This is a genomic window from Mycolicibacterium sp. HS_4_1, assembly GCF_054515875.1.
Genome location: NZ_CM137261.1, coordinates 638,583 through 653,055 on the forward strand (window position 1 = coordinate 638,583; position 14,473 = coordinate 653,055).

Here is a 14,473-nt window from a genome sequence, read left to right on the forward strand (position 1 = left end):
TCCAGCATGACTGACACCCTCGTCCCCAAGGACATCACCCCACCGGGCGCGGTGGTCGGAGCAGGTGACATCGTCGAGGCCGCCGGCCACCCGATCGGTGGCGGCGTCATCAAACCGGATTACGACCCGCGGTTGACCAACGAGGACCTCGCCCCGCTGGGCAAGCAGAGCTGGGGTTCCTACAACATCTTCGCGTTCTGGATGTCCGACGTGCACAGCGTCGGCGGCTATGTGACCGCAGGCAGTCTGTTCGCGCTGGGTCTGGCCAGTTGGCAGGTGCTGGTGGCGCTGCTGATCGGCATCACCCTCGTCTACTTCCTGTGCAACCTGGTCGCCAAGCCGAGCCAGGCTTCCGGCGTGCCGTATCCGGTGATCTGTCGTACCGCGTTCGGCGTGCTGGGGGCGAACATCCCGGCCGTCATCCGCGGTCTGATCGCGGTGGCCTGGTACGGCATCCAGACCTATTTGGCGTCGGCGGCCCTGGATGTGGTGTTGCTCAAACTGTTTCCGACATTGGCTCCGTATGCCGACCTCGGCACCCACGGCTTCCTCGGTTTGCCGGTACTGGGCTGGGCGAGCTTCCTGTTGTTATGGGTGCTGCAGGCCTGCGTCTTCTGGCGTGGCATGGAAGCCATCCGCAGGTTCATCGACTTCTGTGGTCCCGCCGTCTACGTCGTCATGTTCATGCTCTGCGGCTACCTCATCTACAAAGCCGGCTGGGGCGCAATCGATCTCAACCTCGGCGCGGTCAAGTACACCGGCCTCGATTCGATTCCGGTGATGCTCGGCGCGATCGCTTTGGTGGTGTCCTACTTCTCTGGTCCGATGCTCAACTTCGGCGACTTCTCTCGCTACGGCAAGTCGTTCGCCGCAGTCAAGAAAGGCAACTTCCTCGGGCTTCCGGTCAACTTCCTGGTGTTCTCGGTGCTGGTCGTGGTCACTGCGTCGCTGACGCTGCCGGTGTTCGGCGAACTGCTCACCGATCCCGTACAAACCGTGGCCCGCATCGACAGTACCTTCGCAATCGTGTTGGGCGCGTTGACCTTCACCATCGCGACCATCGGCATCAACATCGTCGCCAACTTCATCAGCCCGGCGTTCGACTTCTCCAACGTCAGCCCGCAGCGCATCAGCTGGCGTGCGGGCGGCATGATCGCCGCGGTCGGCTCGGTCTTGATCACCCCGTGGAACCTCTACAACAACCCTGAGGTGATCCACTACACGCTCGAGACCCTGGGTGCCTTCATCGGTCCACTGTTCGGCGTGCTGCTCGCCGACTTCTACCTGGTGCGCAAGCAGAAGGTGGTGGTCGACGACCTGTTCACCATGGCCGCGTCCGGAAAGTACTGGTACACCAAGGGATACAACAAGGTAGCGGTCATCGCCACCGTTTCCGGTGCGGCTCTCGCGGCACTTCCGGTGCTTCTGGCGGGCAGCGTGTACGGCATGCATACTGCGGCGCAGTACAGCTGGTTCATCGGCTGCGGCGTCGCACTCGGCCTCTACCGGGTACTGGCTGTCCGCGACCGGTTCGTCGCCGAGTCGGTGTCGTGACCGGGCGGACAGTGCACCCACTCTCGTGGGAGTTCTTGGTATGAGCCAGATCTGGGTGATCAACCCCAACACCACACGATCTATGACCGCTGGAATCGGCCGCTGCGCACAGGCAGTGGCTGCGCCCGGCGTCGATATCGTTGCCGTGACGTCCGAGTACGGTCCACCTTCGATCGAAAGCCACTACGACGAGGCGATGAGCGTGCCGGGTCTGCTCCAGGCAATCGAGCGCGGTGAGGACGCCGGTGTCGACGGTTATGTGATCGCATGCTTCGGTGATCCGGGACTGGACGCGGCGCGGGAGGTCGCGGCCGGGCCGGTCATCGGCATCGCCGAGGCCGCCATGCAGACCGCCAGCCACCTCGGCCGGGGCTTCTCCGTGGTGACGACGCTGTCGCGCACCATGGGCCGAGCCGCCGATCTCGCGGAACGCTATGGGATGCAACGGTTCTGCATGGGCATCCACGCCTGCGACATTCCGGTGCTCGACCTGGAGACCGACCCGACGGCGCGCAAGGTCGTCACCGAGGCCTGCCGGGAGGCGCTGGAGGCCGACGGTTCCGATGCCATCGTGCTGGGGTGTGCGGGCATGGCCGAGATGTGCGCGGCGATCACCGCCGAGCTCGGGGTGCCGGTGGTCGACGGGGTGAGCGCCGCAACGTTGACGGTGCAGGCACTGGTGCGAATGGGTCTGCGCACCGGTAAACGCGGCGAGTTCGCGACGCCGCCGGCCAAGCGGTACACCGTCCGGCGCGAACGCTAGCGGGCCGGGTGCACGGCGCGCCAATGCTCGGCGATGTCGATGCGCCGGGCCAGCCACACCCGGTCGTGTGACTGCACGTGGTCGAGGAATCGTTCCAGCGCGGCACTGCGGGCCGGCCGGCCGACCAGGCGGCAGTGCAACCCGACCGACAGCATCTTCGGGCTGCCGCCCAGACCTTCGGCGTAGAGCACGTCGAACGCGTCACGCAGATGAGCGAAGAACTCCTCGCCGTTGGAAAAGCCTGCGGGAGAGGCGAAACGCATGTCGTTGGTGTCGAGGGTGTACGGCACCACGAGATGGTCGGTGTCGGCCACGCGGACCCAGTACGGCAGATCATCGGCGTAGGAGTCCGAGTCGTACACGAACCCGCCGTGCTCGACCACCAGCTCCCGCGTGTGCGGGGAGTCCCGGCCGGTGTACCAGCCCCGCGGCGCGGCGCCGGTGAGCTCGGTCAGGATCCGCACCGCCTCTGCCATGTGCTCGCGTTCGGTGTCACGGTCGGTCAGCTGGTAGGACTGCCACCGCAGGCCGTGGCAGGCGATCTCGTGTCCGAGTTCATCGAATGCGGCCACCGCCTCCGGGTTGCGCTGCAGGGCCCGCGCCACCGCGAAGACGGTCAGCGGAATATCCCGACGCTCGAAAACCCTTAGTATCCGCCACAATCCGGCGCGCGAGCCGTACTCATAGAGCGACTCCATGCTCATGTGCCGATTGGGGAACGCGTCGGCCGGGGTCATCTCGGACAGGAACGTCTCCGAGGTCGCATCCCCGTCGAGCACGTTGTTCTCCCCGCCCTCTTCATAATTGAGGACGAACTGCACGGCAATGGCTGCGCCCCCGGGCCATTGCGGGTCCGGCGGGGTGCCGCCATAGCCCACCAGGTCGCGTGGGTAGCTCACGCGAGTTCCCCGAACAGCCGCAATCGAGCCAATCCTCCGTCCGGATAGATGTCTAGTCGCGCTTCGGACACCACGTCGCCGGCGTCGATGAGGAAGCGGTGCCGGGTATCGGGCAGCAGTTCGGTGCGGGGCAGTAGTTCGATCCACTGTCCGTCGGCGCGCAATGCGGTCAATGCCGCTGCCCCCGGGCTGTTCCCGATGAAGTACGACGTGTCGATCTCGGCGAGCCGCACCCGGCCTGATCCCGCTAGCCGGATGCGTACCCAGTCGTTGGAATCGTCGCGACGGCGGGCGGTTTCCCAGCCGTCGCCCATCACCTGCGCTTGTCCGGGGAAGATCAGATTCTGCGGCGAGCTGTAGAAGCGATTCGAGGCGTCGAGCACCAGACCGCCGTTCTCCAGCGCAGCCAGGTCCACGGGGCCGACGCCGAGAAATCGCTTGTCCGGGCGGCCTTCCCCGTGCACCCGTAGCCGCGCCACACCGCCGTCCGGGTAGATGTTGAGGCGCACATGCGTCCATCGCTGTTCCGAGGAGACCTCGAAGTTGTTACGGGTGTCCCCGTACACCCGCGAGCGCTCGATGAGCGGGACCCAACCGGGGTCGACGGCCAGCTGTTCGGCGGTCGGGTATCCGTCGACCTCGATGGCGTCGACGGAGACGGCCGGCGGATAGTTGCCCTTGAACCATGCGGTGTCCACGACCACGCCGCGGATGACACCGGGTACACCGAGCCGCACGATTGCGGTGTCGTGGCCGGCGTCGCGCCGTCGCCGGGTCTCCCAACCGTCGTACACCTGCCCCTTGTGCCCGAACGATGCCGGACGATATGCCGAGGGACCGGGGGAGATGAGATTTTCTTTCTCCGCGAACAGTTCATCGTTCGCCCAGATCACCGCCCCGCCGAGGCTCCGTAGCGCGAGATCCGGCAGCCAGGTGAAGTCCGGCAATGATTCAGTCATGACAGCTTTCGGTTCTTGAGGTTTCGTAGGACTTCGACGGTGGCGCCCGGCGCGATCGCGAGTAGGTCGTCGGCGCCGAATGCGCCGCAGTCCAGCCCGCGCAGCACCACCGCAGCCAACGCCTCGGCGGTCGCGGGCTCGTCGACGATAGGGCCGCCGGTGCGGTCCAGGTAAGCCTGCAGCCGTGGCGCCGCGGCGGACATGGCGGCCCGGAAGAAAGTGAAGGTGGCCAGCCATCGCGTCACCAGATGACCGGGATGCATGTCCCAACCCTGGTAGAAACCCCGCTCAAGTGACCGGGTGACGAGCCGATGGTGGCGCCGGATCGCCTGCACCACTTGCTCTTCGGTGCCGACCGGAGCCACCTGCGTCGAGCCGTCGGCGATCCAGACGCCGGTCTGAGCGGCGGCGGTCTGCATCACCGCTTTGGCGTGGTCGGCCACGGGGTGATCGAGGGCCTGATGTTGCGGTGCGATTCCGCATGCGGCGCTGTAATCGTAAGTGCCGTAATGCAATCCGCTGCACCGGTGGTCGGCGAGTTGGATCGCGCGGGCGAGCGTCGCGGTCCCGTCGGGGCCGAGTACCGCCTGCGGGCTCTCGATCTGTAGCTCGAAGCGCAGCGTGTGATCGGCCAGACCGTGCGCGGTCTCCAATGCCTCGCACAGCCAGACTGCCGCGGTGACCTGTTCGACCGCACGCAGTTTCGGCACGGTGAAGACGAATCCGTCGACGGCGCCGGCGTCGAGCACCAACTCAAGCGTGCGCACGGCGCGTCGGCGCTCTGCGGTGGTCAGCCCCTTGATGCGAATTCCGCAGTGGCTCAATCCGAGTGCGGGGAGGGTCGCCGCCGCCCGTGCCGCGTCGCGATCCTCCACGTCGTCACCGCGGTGGCCATAGCCATCCTCGAAATCCAGGCGTAAGTCGGCAATCGGCGCTGCGGTGAGCTGGTCGCGCACCAGTGCCACAGTGGTCTTGTCGCCGAGTTCAGCGAAGACCTCCGGGTGCTGGTCCAGCAATTCGAGCGCGGCCTGACCCCACTGTGCAGGAGTGTCGGGAGTCGCGTCGGCCGCGCTGACGTAGACGGTATGGATGGGCTGCACGGCTGGGCCGTCCCCTGGAAACCGCGCCGCGAGGTCGGCGTCGACGCGGGACAACAGGGTGTCGATGCGCTCGAGCGCATCCGCCGGGACGCGATGTTGGGGGGCCGACACCTGTCCATCGTGCCGTGCCGAAGCGATCTCAGCATGTCGAGCCGGTGTTAGGCAGCTGATCTAGTCTCGGCACAGCAATGTCGCAAAAGGAGGCCCTATGACCAGTGCCGAACGGATCGACGATCCCGCCGAGAGCTCGGTGCCGGAAACCGCCACCTACGCCGGCCCGGAGTGGATGGGCAAGGCCAACTGGCACTCGGTCGCCGAGTCCTACCTGCTCAGGGCTGTGAAGCCGCTGCTGTTCCTGCTGACCAAGGTCATGCTCGCCATCAACAAGCGGTTCCCGCAGCTCCTGCTGGACCGCGCCTACGACGGTTCGGAGCGGGTGACGAACTGGATGCCCCCCGTGCGGGGATCGCGCACCGAGAAAGTCGAGCTGCCGAATTGCCCGGCGGAATGGGTCTGGAACGAGACCACTGCTCCGGTCGACGGTCGCGTCATCATCTATTTCCACGGGTCGGCGTTCATCGCACTCGGCATCAACAGCCACCGCCCGCTGGTCAGTCACATCGCCCGCGACAGCCGCGCACGCGCCTTGTCGGTGGGATACCGGCTGTGCCCGCGCCACCTCGTCGAAGACGCGGTTGAAGACGGCGTCGACGCCTACCGCTACGTGCTGGCACAGGGCGTGAAGCCGGAGCACATCGTGCTGGCCGGTGACTCCGCCGGCGGGTTCATCGCGGCCATGACCGCCGTGACGGTGCGCGACCTGGGAATGGCGCCGCCCGCCGGCTGTGTGCTCCTCTCGGCTGCCACCGACGGTGACATGACACCGAAATATGAAGCAGCGCAGCGTATTCCGGACGCAATGTTCCCGGTCGATTTTCTGCGGATGATCAGCGAGGTCTTCCTGCTGCACAACGGAGCGCGCGAAGCGACCCCGTCTCCGGTCGACGCCGACCTCCGCGGTCTCGGCCCGTTCCTGCTGCAAGTGGGTTCCGAAGAGGCGCTGCGGCCGGATTCGGAGCTGATGGCCGAGCGGCTCGCCGAGGCGGGTGTCCCGGTGCGGCTACAGGTCTTCGACCGCACCGTCCACGTCTTCCAGGCCTTCGCCTTCTCGAACCCCGACGCCCGTCGCGCGGTCGGCGAGATCGCGGAGTTCGTGAAGGCTGTCGCCTAGGTCGAATAGGCGTTGAGCCTGCGGTGAGGGCGGTGTCCACTCGCGCGATTGCGACGTGGGTTCAGGGTCAACGGGCTTCCGGCCACCTGCGGTGTTGAGCCTGTAGTGAGGGCTCGGCCTTCTCGCACGAATGCGCCGTGGTTTCAGGGTCAACACGTTTCTTCGGCGCTACAGGCCCTGCGCGCTCAGCCAGTCCTAGCACCGGCGGGTGCCGAGGTCGGCAGCTACCGAATCGGAAGAAATGGCAGGTCAACGCGCATTCGTCGGCCGCGAGCGTGTGCGCCTTGTACGCCGCTGGCGGGGTGTCGCTGTGCAGACCCGCACGCTTGTGGGTGGTGGGCCGCACTCTCCCAACCACCTGGTTGGGAGGGCCTGTTACGCTTCCGTGCAGGGGACCGTCTACCTGCCGGTAGCCGCACCCACAACCCCATCTCAATAGGACCTGGAGCAAATACATGTCCGAAGAAGCCTTCATCTATGAGGCCATTCGCACGCCCCGTGGCAAGCAGCGCAACGGTGCACTGAACGAGGTCAAGCCGGTCAACCTCATCGTCGGCCTGATCGACGAAATGCGTCGCCGCAATCCCGACCTCGACGAGAACCTGATCAGCGACGTCATCATGGGCTGCGTCTCGCCGGTCGGTGACCAGGGTGGCGACATCGCCCGGACCGCCGCGCTCGTGGCCAAGCTGCCTGATACCACCGGTGGCTTCCAGCTCAACCGCTTCTGCGCCTCCGGCCTGGAGGCCGTGAACCTGGCCGCCCAGAAGGTCCGTTCCGGCTGGGACGACCTGGTGTACGCCGGTGGTGTCGAGTCCATGAGCCGCGTCCCGATGGGTTCGGACGGCGGCGCGTGGGCCGGTGACCCGGAGACCAACTACCGCATCGGCTTCGTCCCGCAGGGCATCGGCGCCGACCTGATCGCCACCATCGAGGGCTTCTCGCGCGAAGACGTCGACGCCTATGCGGTGCGCTCGCAGGAGAAGGCCGCCGCGGCGTGGTCGGGCGGCTACTTCGCCAAGTCGGTCATCCCGGTCAAGGACCAGAACGGCCTGACCATCCTGGACCACGACGAGCACATGCGCCCCGGTACCACTCTGGAGAGCCTGGGCAAGCTCAACTCCGCGTTCGCGGGTCTGGGCGCCATGGGCGGCTTCGACGACGTGGCGCTGCAGAAGTACCACTTCGTGGAGAAGATCAACCACGTCCACCACGGTGGCAACAGCTCGGGCATCGTCGACGGTGCCGCGCTGGTGCTGGTCGGTTCGGAGGCTGCCGGCAAGTCGCAGGGCCTGACCCCGCGTGCCCGCATCGTGGCCACCGCCACCAGCGGTGCCGACCCGGTCATCATGCTGACCGGCCCGACCCCGGCCACCAAGAAGGTGCTGGACCGCGCCGGCCTGACCGTCGATGACATCGACCTGTTCGAGATCAACGAGGCCTTCGCCTCGGTCGTCCTGAAGTTCCAGAAGGACCTGAACATCCCGGACGAGAAGCTGAACGTCAACGGTGGCGCCATCGCGATGGGCCACCCGCTGGGCGCCACCGGCGCCATGATCATCGGAACCATGGTCGACGAGCTTGAGCGCCGCGGCGCCAAGCGTGCGCTGCTGACGCTGTGTATCGGCGGCGGCATGGGCGTGGCCACCATCATTGAGCGCGTCTAGGGAGATTGAAAGCAATGGCTGAGAAGACAATTCAGTGGGACAAGGATGCCGACGGCATCGTCACCCTGACCATGGACGACCCGACCGGTTCGGCCAACGTGATGAACGAGCACTACAAGGAGTCGATGCACTACGCGGTGCAGAGCCTGCTTGCCGAGAAGGACTCCATCACCGGTGTCGTCATCACCAGCGCGAAGAAGACCTTCTTCGCCGGCGGTGACCTCAAGGGCATGATGAACATCGGCCCCGATGATGCGGCCGAAGCCTTCGAAATGGTCGAAACCATCAAGGCCGACCTGCGCGCCCTGGAGACCCTGGGCAAGCCCGTCGTCGCCGCCATCAACGGCGCCGCCCTCGGCGGTGGCCTGGAGATCGCGCTCGCGTGCCACCACCGCATCGCGGCCGACGTTCGCGGCAGCCAGATCGGTCTGCCCGAGGTCACCCTGGGTCTGCTCCCGGGCGGTGGCGGCGTTGCCCGCACCGTACGCATGTTCGGTATCCAGAAGGCCTTCATGGAGGTCCTGAGCCAGGGCACCCGCTTCACCCCGGCCAAGGCCAAGGCCACCGGCCTGGTCGACGAACTCGTCGACACCGTCGAGGAACTGGTCCCCGCCGCCAAGGCGTGGATCAAGGCCAACCCCGAGGCCCACACCCAGCCGTGGGACGTCAAGGGCTACAAGATGCCCGGCGGCACCCCGTCGAGCCCGGGCCTGGCCGGCATCCTGCCGTCCTTCCCGGCGCTGCTCAAGAAGCAGCTCAAGGGTGCCCCGATGCCCGCGCCGCGCGCCATCCTGGATGCCGCCGTCGAGGGTGCGCAGGTCGACTTCGACACCGCGTCGCGCATCGAGAGCCGCTACTTCACCACCCTGGTCACCGGCCAGACCGCGAAGAACATGATCCAGGCGTTCTTCCTGGACCTGCAGGCCATCAACGGCGGCGCATCGCGCCCGCAGGGCATCGCCAAGCAGGACATCAAGAAGATCGGCGTCCTGGGCGCGGGCATGATGGGCGCCGGTATCGCCTACGTGTCGGCCAAGGCCGGCTACGAGGTCGTCCTCAAGGACGTCACGCAGGAAGCCGCCGACAAGGGCAAGAACTACTCCGAGAAGATCGAGGCCAAGGCCCTCGAGCGTGGCAAGACCACTCAGGAGAAGTCCGACGCGCTGCTGGCCCGCATCACGCCGACCGCTGACCCGGCCGACCTCAAGGGCGTCGACTTCGTCATCGAGGCCGTGTTCGAGAACCAGGAACTCAAGCACAAGGTGTTCCAGGAGATCGAGGACATCGTCGAGCCCAACGCGCTGCTCGGCTCGAACACCTCCACGCTGCCCATCACCGGTCTGGCGACCGGCGTGAAGCGCCAGGAGGACTTCATCGGTATCCACTTCTTCTCGCCTGTCGACAAGATGCCGCTGGTGGAGATCATCAAGGGCGAGAAGACCTCTGACGAGGCGCTGGCCCGGGTCTTCGACTACACCCTCGCCATCAAGAAGACCCCGATCGTCGTCAACGACAGCCGTGGCTTCTTCACCTCGCGCGTGATCGGCACCTTCGTCAACGAGGCGCTGGCCATGCTGGGCGAGGGCGTCGCGCCCGCGTCCATCGAGCAGGCTGGTTCGCAGGCCGGTTACCCAGCGGCTCCGCTGCAGCTTTCGGATGAGCTCAACCTGGAGCTCATGCACAAGATCGCCGTGGCTTCCAAGGAGGGCGTCGAGGCCGAGGGTGGCACCTATGTCGGGCACCCGGCCGAGGCTGTCGTCGAGAAGATGATCGAACTCGGTCGCCCGTCGCGCCTGAAGGGCGCGGGCTTCTACGAGTACGTCGACGGCAAGCGCACTCAGCTGTGGCCGGGTCTGAAGGACGCCTTCAACTCGGGTTCGACCGAACTGCCGCTGCAGGACATGATCGACCGCATGCTGTTCGCCGAGGCACTCGAGACCCAGAAGTGCATCGACGAGGGCGTGCTGACCTCGACCGCTGACGCGAACATCGGCTCGATCATGGGTATCGGCTTCCCGCCGTACACCGGTGGTTCGGCGCAGTTCATCGTCGGCTACCAGGGCGAGCTCGGCGTCGGCAAGGCGGCCTTCGTGGCCCGGGCCAAGGAACTGGCCGCCAAGTACGGCGACCGCTTCCTGCCGCCGGCTTCGCTGGAGAGCTAGTCAGCTAGCGCAAACAATCGCGAAAACCCCCAAATCCCTACGGGTTTGGGGGTTTTCGCGTTTCCTGGGGGTTATCGCGCAGGGTTCGAGTACACCCGAGTCGGTGAGATCAGCACCGCGGCGCGACCTTCTTCGCGCATGACGCGGTCGTAGGTGTCCCAGTCGTCGTGCGTCCCACCGGCGGCGGTAAAGACGTTGCGTAACAACACCCGCAGGGTCTCGGCATCAGTGTCGTCCGCGCCGATGACCTCGGCGGTGCCCTCGACCGTCAGCCACTGCCAACCGGCATGTGCGACAACGGAAGTCCGGGGATCGGCGCGCAGATTGCGCAGCTTGCGGGTGGCGCCGATGGCGACGAGCGCGACGACCGGCTCACCGGTGCTCGGATGTGGCATCACCCCGGCATTGACCACCGAGGACTGGATGCTGCCGTCACCGCGCAGGGTGTTCAGCACGCAGAGCCCGTGGTCGCGTGCGGACAACTCGGCGAAGGCGGAGAGGTCGGCCATGATCTCCTCAATCCGCCACGTCAAACGCGGCAATGACTTTCGTGGGTTTGACCCGGACCACGAGTTCGCCCGGCACGCCGTTGCGCCTGCCGAATTCCTCGGCGCGGTCGGCGCCCATGTAGCGGCCGCCGGTGCGGGTGGCGATGTCGAGCAGCTCGTCGGGATCCTCACTGATCGACGCGATGCCCTGAACTTGGACGAATGCGTACGGCGGGGTGGTGTCGTCGACGCACAACACCACCCGTGGGTCGCGGGCCAGCGCCCGCCCCTTGGCGGTGTCCTTGCCGGTGTTGAATACCAGCGCACCGTCGTCGACCACGAACCACACGGGTGCGGACAGCGGCCGACCGTCGGCCGCTACCCAGCCGAGCACCGCGGTGCGTGTGCCTTCGGAGAGAAAAGCGATCACATCGTCGGAAAGTTCGCCCATGGGGCCACGCTACGCCCGGACGCCGACAGCTTGGCTCCGGAGGCTGACCGCGAACGGTCAGGTGCGCCGCCGGGCGAACAGGTAGTACCGCGCCGGGTTCTTGTCGCCGCGGTTCAGGCCCGGCTCGTCACCGCTGGACAGTAGCGTCCACCCGAGCGCGAACCGCCGCTGCACCTCCGCCGGGTCGATCCCGGGCACCCCGAATAAGGCGCCCGGGACGAACGCGACGATCAGCAGCCGTGCATCCGGCGCCGCTACCGCCGTCACCTCGCCCACGTAGGCGTCGCGGTCGTTGGCGCTCATGCCGTGCAGGCAGCCGTTGTCGATGATCAGCCCGAAGTCCGCGCCGATGCCCTGGCCGGTGAGCCGGGTGGCGTCGGCCTGGTCGAACCGCACGGAGCCGGGGGCCGAAGCGTCCCGCTCGGCGGCTTTGGCCCGTGCCTTCTGGACCGCCGTCGCGACGTAGTCGACGCCGGTCACGTCCCAGCCGAGCCCGGCCAGATACAGCGCGTTGTCACCGGTGCCGCAACCGATGTCGAGCGCGGTTCCCGGTGTCAGCGCTCCGTCACCCTCGACGAGCTCACGCAGGCTGGTGGCCAGCGGATGCCCGTCCCACGGAGTGAAGCCGAGCCGGTAGAAGAACCGGAATAAGCGCTGCCGGGACGACATGGCGTCACAGCGACCCTAGGTCGGCCGACAGCCAGTGCTTCGGGTCGACGGTGACTGTCACGCTGGGGCCGTGCTCGCGCCGGGCCATCTCGAGGTAGGCCGGGGCCTTCTCCTCGCCGAGGTACCGTTCGGCCATCTCGACCAGCTGTTCATCGGTGCCCGTCTCGATGCTGAGCACCGGACCGTCGACGGCGACGTAGCGGACAGTGGGCTCCAGGCGCTCGGCCATCAGCGACAGGTGCCCCGCCGCCTCGATCAACTTGTGCTTGCGAGAGCCGAGCCCGGTCAGCAGCCACAGCTTGCCGCCGGGCGTGTACGAGTACCAGATCGGCACCGTCAGGGGGCCGCGGTCTGCGCCGGCGTGGACCGACAGTGCCCCGATGTGTGGTTCGGCCAGAAATTCTTCGCGTTCATCCTTGGAAAGGGCCATGTAACCCAACGTAGCGAAAACGGGTGACATCGCAGCGGCTTCGGCCACACCGGAAGACGTCAGTCCGGCAGCGGCATGGTGTCGTACAGCCGGACGCCGTTCGAGTTGAGCCGGGCCAGCCGCTGCGTGAGGCCGCTGGGCAAGACCGACAGCGTGCGCGCGACGCCGAGCAGCGCCCTTGCGCCCCAATTGGTTCCGGGCACGATGGTCTTGGCGTTGACCCGCGCCATGGCGCGGCTGCCGGCCACCGGCGCGGCCATGGTGCGCTCACAGGCGGCGAATGCGGCGGGGTGATCGCCGCGGGCTGCCGTCAAGGCGTGCGCCAGAACGTACGCGCCGTAGACCGCCAGGCTGGTGCTGCCGCCGACCCCCGGGCCGGGGCAGTACCCGGCATCACCGATCAGCGTGACCCGCCCCCGCGACCAGGTGCTCATCTCCAGCTGGGTGATCGCGTCGAAGTAGAACGCGGGGGTGGTGTCCAGTTCTCCCAGCCAGTGGTCGACTTCGGGACTCACGCCCTCGAACGCCTTCCTCAAGTGGCGCTGCTGAGCGGCGATATCGCGGTGGTGGTAGTCCAGCGGCTGGTCGGTCCGGAACATGAACACCGCCCGGGCATCCTCGAGGTGGTCGGCGCTGTACACCATGGCGATCTTCCGCGGCGCCAGATACCCGCTCATTTCACCTTTGGGCGCAAGCATTTTCGGCACCGACACCACCGCCAGATAGCCGCCGAGAAACACTTCCCGGGCCTGGTCACCGAAGGTCAGCTGCCGGACCCCGGAGTGCAGGCCGTCGGCACCGATCACCAGGTCGTCTTCGGGCGTCGCCCCACCCTCGAACAGTCCGCCCGCGCCGTCATCGCCTTCGGCGGTCTCCAGGACTGCTGCCTGCAGTTCCCAGACGCTCCTGCGGACCAGTTGAAACGGGCGACCGTGGACGGCGCCATGGCGGCGCTCGGCCTGTCGGACTGACGGGCTGACGGCGTCCGGAACCAGCCGCATCCGGTGCCAGAATCATTCGCGTCGGTACGATTGCCCCATATCGGTCTGAGGGACCGACGCCGAACGCAACGGAGAGTGCCTGTTGGAGATCCCCTTTGTCGGGCCACTGACGCTGTCCGGGTTCTCCAGTGCCTGGTTCTTCCTGTATCTGATCGCGGTCGTCGGGGCCGTCGCCATCTACCTACTGCTACGCAAGGCCCGCCGCAAGCGCGTCCTGCGGTTCGCCAACACCGAGCTGCTGGAGCAGGTCGTCGCGGCCCGCCCGAAGACGCAGTCCCGGTGGCGCCACGTGCCGGCCGTCCTGCTCGTGGTCGCGCTGCTGCTGCTCACCACCGCCATGGCCGGGCCGACGCACGACATCCGCATTCCGCGGAACCGCGCCGTCGTCATGCTCGTCATCGACGTCTCCGAATCGATGATCGCCACCGACGTCAAACCCAGCCGTATCGAAGCGGCGAAGAGCGCAGGCAAAACGTTCGTCAACGGCCTGACCAACGGCATCAGCGTCGGACTGGTCGAATTCTCCTCCAGCGCAACGATGCTGGTGGCACCGACCAGCGACCATGACGTCGTGGCGCGCACCATCGACTCGCTGGAACCGGCACCGCGTACCGCGACCGGCGAGGGCATCTTCACGGCATTGCAGGCCATCGCCACCCTGGATGCCGTCATGGGAGGCGGGGACGGCCCGCCGCCGGCCCACATCGTGTTGATGTCGGACGGAAAAGAGACGGTGCCGGCCGACCCGAACGACCCCCGCGGTGCGTTTACCGCGGCGCGGGCGGCCAAGGACCAGGGCGTCGTGATCTCGACCATCTCGTTCGGTACCCCGTCGGGCGTCATCACCTACGAGGGCCAGGAAGTGCCCGTCCCGACCGACGACGTCACAATGCAGAAGATCGCCAAAATAACCGGCGGCGAGACATTCCGGGCCGAGACCCTCGACCAGCTGACCCGTGTCTACGCCAACCTGCAGGCGCAGATCGGCTACCAGACCATCCGCGGCGACGCCAGCGGCAGCTGGACCCGGGTCGGGTTCTTCGTGCTGGTCCTGGCGCTGTTCGCGGGGCTGAAGATCAACAACCGCGTGCCGGGCTGA

General features: G+C 66.8%; 14 protein-coding genes and 1 pseudogene. 7 read left to right on the forward strand and 8 right to left on the reverse strand.

Annotated features, from left to right (window positions below):
• Positions 1-6: 6 nt before the first annotated feature.
• Both ACX12F_RS02955 and ACX12F_RS02960 read left to right on the forward strand, forming a co-directional pair.
• Positions 7-1,554, forward strand: coding sequence for an NCS1 family nucleobase:cation symporter-1 (locus tag ACX12F_RS02955; protein ID WP_459368214.1), 1,548 nt, complete (start codon positions 7-9; stop codon positions 1,552-1,554).
• A 40-nt stretch (positions 1,555-1,594) separates the two neighbouring features.
• Complete coding sequence (locus ACX12F_RS02960) at positions 1,595-2,317, forward strand: aspartate/glutamate racemase family protein (RefSeq protein WP_459368215.1); 723 nt, start codon at positions 1,595-1,597, stop codon at positions 2,315-2,317.
• Here ACX12F_RS02960 and puuE read toward each other — a convergent pair.
• Genes puuE through ACX12F_RS02975 form a run of 3 tightly spaced genes read right to left on the reverse strand, consistent with a single transcriptional unit; the run spans position 2,314 to position 5,386 of the window.
• Positions 2,314-3,216, reverse strand: coding sequence for an allantoinase PuuE (gene puuE / locus ACX12F_RS02965; RefSeq protein ID WP_459368216.1), 903 nt, complete (start codon positions 3,214-3,216; stop codon positions 2,314-2,316). The genes ACX12F_RS02960 and puuE overlap by 4 nt on opposite strands.
• Positions 3,213-4,175 (reverse strand): allantoicase, encoded by a 963-nt coding sequence (alc, locus tag ACX12F_RS02970; protein WP_459368217.1) that lies wholly within the window; start codon positions 4,173-4,175, stop codon positions 3,213-3,215. Before alc ends, puuE begins: the two co-directional genes overlap by 4 nt.
• Positions 4,172-5,386 carry a DUF6986 family protein gene (locus tag ACX12F_RS02975; RefSeq protein ID WP_459368218.1) on the reverse strand — a complete coding sequence of 405 codons (1,215 nt, stop codon included), beginning with the start codon at positions 5,384-5,386 and terminating at the stop codon, positions 4,172-4,174. The genes alc and ACX12F_RS02975 overlap by 4 nt, the downstream gene beginning before the upstream one ends.
• Positions 5,387-5,483: 97 nt before the next feature.
• On the opposite strand from ACX12F_RS02975, the gene ACX12F_RS02980 reads away from it, so the two are divergent.
• The 3 genes from ACX12F_RS02980 to ACX12F_RS02990 all read left to right on the forward strand — a co-directional run bounded on the left by ACX12F_RS02980 (position 5,484) and on the right by ACX12F_RS02990 (position 10,335).
• The gene (locus ACX12F_RS02980) at positions 5,484-6,506 is read left to right on the forward strand and encodes an alpha/beta hydrolase (protein WP_459368219.1); all 1,023 of its coding nucleotides are present in this window, start codon (positions 5,484-5,486) and stop codon (positions 6,504-6,506) included.
• A 455-nt stretch (positions 6,507-6,961) separates the two neighbouring features.
• Positions 6,962-8,173, forward strand: a complete 1,212-nt coding sequence (locus ACX12F_RS02985) for an acetyl-CoA C-acetyltransferase (protein WP_459368220.1) — start codon at positions 6,962-6,964, stop codon at positions 8,171-8,173.
• 14 nt (positions 8,174-8,187) lie between these two features.
• Complete coding sequence (locus tag ACX12F_RS02990) at positions 8,188-10,335, forward strand: 3-hydroxyacyl-CoA dehydrogenase NAD-binding domain-containing protein (RefSeq protein ID WP_459368221.1); 2,148 nt, start codon at positions 8,188-8,190, stop codon at positions 10,333-10,335.
• A gap of 71 nt (positions 10,336-10,406) precedes the next feature.
• Here the strand turns inward: ACX12F_RS02990 and ACX12F_RS02995 are convergent, their stop codons facing one another.
• From ACX12F_RS02995 to ACX12F_RS03015, 5 genes are read right to left on the reverse strand one after another with little or no spacing between them, the layout of a single operon-like run.
• A complete protein-coding gene (locus tag ACX12F_RS02995; RefSeq protein WP_459368222.1) occupies positions 10,407-10,844 on the reverse strand; it encodes a TIGR03618 family F420-dependent PPOX class oxidoreductase in 438 nt (145 codons plus the stop codon).
• A gap of 7 nt (positions 10,845-10,851) precedes the next feature.
• Positions 10,852-11,274 carry a PPOX class F420-dependent oxidoreductase gene (locus tag ACX12F_RS03000; protein ID WP_459368223.1) on the reverse strand — a complete coding sequence of 141 codons (423 nt, stop codon included), beginning with the start codon at positions 11,272-11,274 and terminating at the stop codon, positions 10,852-10,854.
• Between the two features lie 57 nt (positions 11,275-11,331).
• Positions 11,332-11,943: a class I SAM-dependent methyltransferase gene (locus ACX12F_RS03005; RefSeq protein ID WP_459368224.1), complete on the reverse strand. Its 612-nt coding sequence runs from the start codon at positions 11,941-11,943 to the stop codon at positions 11,332-11,334.
• 4 nt (positions 11,944-11,947) lie between these two features.
• Positions 11,948-12,373 (reverse strand): pyridoxamine 5'-phosphate oxidase family protein, encoded by a 426-nt coding sequence (locus ACX12F_RS03010; RefSeq protein ID WP_459368225.1) that lies wholly within the window; start codon positions 12,371-12,373, stop codon positions 11,948-11,950.
• A gap of 59 nt (positions 12,374-12,432) precedes the next feature.
• Entirely contained in the window at positions 12,433-13,179 is a 747-nt protein-coding gene (locus ACX12F_RS03015) for a Rossmann-fold NAD(P)-binding domain-containing protein (RefSeq protein ID WP_459368226.1), read from the reverse strand.
• A gap of 3 nt (positions 13,180-13,182) precedes the next feature.
• On the opposite strand from ACX12F_RS03015, the pseudogene ACX12F_RS03020 reads away from it, so the two are divergent.
• Positions 13,183-13,344, forward strand: a pseudogene (locus ACX12F_RS03020) (TetR/AcrR family transcriptional regulator); the annotation flags it as partial.
• Positions 13,345-13,456: 112 nt separating this feature from the next.
• Complete coding sequence (locus ACX12F_RS03025) at positions 13,457-14,473, forward strand: VWA domain-containing protein (protein ID WP_459368227.1); 1,017 nt, start codon at positions 13,457-13,459, stop codon at positions 14,471-14,473.